Raw genomic sequence first — 2,074 nt, 5'->3', positions numbered from 1 at the left:
AAATTCCGCTGCGCTCCACTTCGGTTTAGCCCTTGTATGTTACCAGCAGTAATTCTTTTTGTCATATTACAAGTTTAGCTGAGTCTTTATGTAGGGTTTCAAGTTCTTTTGACCATATTCCGTGAGTTTGCATTTTTTGTCTTATCTCCGAATAAACGTCACTTGAATGAAGTATTGTTGAGCAGGTTGCTGAGTAAATACTTTCTTTTTGGCATTCAAGTAAAATGTCTTCAACTATACTTAATAATTTGTTCCTTCTTTGTGTAATAGTATTAGCTTCATACAATTCAAGTCTTTCAAAGGCTTTTTCGATTGTTTTTTCAAGTTGTTCTCCTACTTCAAAACGTTTCTTTACAGCTCTTTCAGTATGATTCAAATCAACAACATCTATTGTGTTTTTTCCTTTTACATCCTTTGATTTAAATCTGTATAGTCGTAATGTAAGATGTGTGGATGGAGTGTCTATGAATGGATTTACGATTGGTTCGGCAATTACATCATGAGTGCTTTTTGAACCATTACATCTTTTACAGGATGGGAGTAAATTATCCCATTACAAAACCTTATTAGGATTATTGGCTTTATCTTCAAAGTGTTCAACTTCCATGTATTTGGCTTCTTCCTTAAGGTCACATTCGCAATAAGCACACTTGCCGTAGCTTAATTCGAGTAAACTTTCTTTTAACCAGTCCACATTCCAAACATTAGTTTCATTTGCAATAAATTCAGCCGTTTGCGTTGTTACAAACGCTGGTGTCAATTTAATTGGTGTTGATATGCGTTCTAATTTTATCATTACAAACCGGCTAATTGAAATTTTAAAAGTTTTCTTAAAGTATTCTCTGGATGTAAAAGCTTATCCAATTGTGAAAATATCTCTTCTGCAATTTCAGAGTTCTCTTCTTCTATTGCTTGGTCGAATTTGAATATTAAGTCCTTAAATATCTCTGTGCGTAGACTGTTCATTCCCATAACATCTATTAATACTTCTTCAATAGTCCATCCCTGAAAACCAAATTCGGAATTCGGCAATTCCCTTTGAATCACATTATCGTTATCTAAGCCTAAAGCAATTATTTGTTTGGGTTTTGCAGTCTGAATTACATGTGGGCTATGTGTTGATGCAAAAAATTGAGCTTTGGGAAAAACATCTAAAAGTATGTCGACTATTTTTTCTTGCCACTCTGGGTGAAGATGTAACTCTATCTCGTCAATTAGAATAATTCCTTGAAAATCTTCCGCATTTATTTTTGGGTCTTTGAATCGAAACTCAATCTCCTTAATTATTCCGAAAAGTATGGATATGATTGATTTAAAACCTGATGATAAGTATTCATAATATATCTCACCACTAGGGGTGTTAATCATTATCTCATTCGATGAGGCATTGACTTTACTAAACGAAAAATCCTTGTTGAGTAATGAGAAACATTTTTTAGCTAATTCGAAATTGCTGAGCTGCTCAGGAGTCAATGCACCTGCATGAGGAGAATACAAGTAACGGTTTACAAACCAATTTTTTATATCGGTTAGGTTAATACCATTAATTGCATCGTTCCAAAGAATATGATTTTCTTTATTACTGTCCTTGGAGACTGATTGTAAAGACTGGTATTGAAAAGTTCTTGTTGTCTTTAATGAAATTAGTCCGCTAGTTCGTAAATGAAATCCTGTAACCCTAGTTGATGTTTCTGGAATAAACGTGTCAAACTGTATTTCCTTGTTTTCTACTGTCCCATTAATATCAATTTCGGCAGATATTTTACTTATTTCTGATGCAACATTTCTTTTTAGAATATTCGTATCGCCATTAGAAAAAATATGAGCAATAGATTCTAAAATTGTCGTCTTTCCAATTCCATTCGGTCCACATAGAAGATTCATTCTATCGTTGAAAGAAAGATTTATCAGTTTAATTCCACCAACACCTTCAATTTTTAATTTGTTTATTTTCATGGTTGTTGTGTTCTTCTATTATTCTGACTAACGTACACAAAAACCCTCAAATTTGAGCCAAATCGAGGCCTAGGCTTGATTAGTCAGACCGAATTTATCGATTTGTTTCCGAATTCGC

Annotated in this window: 3 protein-coding genes; all 3 read right to left on the bottom strand. The window is 33.5% G+C overall.

Annotated features, from left to right (window positions below):
• Positions 1-61 precede the first annotated feature (61 nt).
• A complete protein-coding gene (locus ADIS_RS23075; RefSeq protein WP_155907684.1) occupies positions 62-376 on the bottom strand; it encodes a hypothetical protein in 315 nt (104 codons plus the stop codon).
• Between the two features lie 177 nt (positions 377-553).
• Positions 554-796 carry an HNH endonuclease family protein gene (locus tag ADIS_RS23070; RefSeq protein ID WP_155907682.1) on the bottom strand — a complete coding sequence of 81 codons (243 nt, stop codon included), beginning with the start codon at positions 794-796 and terminating at the stop codon, positions 554-556.
• Positions 796-1,956, bottom strand: a complete 1,161-nt coding sequence (locus ADIS_RS21335) for an AAA family ATPase (RefSeq protein WP_010856813.1) — start codon at positions 1,954-1,956, stop codon at positions 796-798. Before ADIS_RS21335 ends, ADIS_RS23070 begins: the two co-directional genes overlap by 1 nt.
• Between the last annotated feature and the right edge of the window lie 118 nt (positions 1,957-2,074).

The sequence above is a fragment of the Lunatimonas lonarensis genome (assembly GCF_000390185.1).
GTDB lineage: Bacteria > Bacteroidota > Bacteroidia > Cytophagales > Cyclobacteriaceae > Lunatimonas > Lunatimonas lonarensis.
The sequence above is the reverse complement of the archived record's forward strand: the minus strand, read 5'-3'. Positions and strand labels throughout refer to the sequence as shown.

Bases quoted from the DNA above. Each gene is read 5' to 3' on its own strand.
- ADIS_RS23070 (WP_155907682.1), bottom strand. From the start codon at position 796: ATGATAAAATTAGAACGCATATCAACACCAATTAAATTGACACCAGCG.
- ADIS_RS21335 (WP_010856813.1), bottom strand. From the start codon at position 1,956: ATGAAAATAAACAAATTAAAAATTGAAGGTGTTGGTGGAATTAAACTG.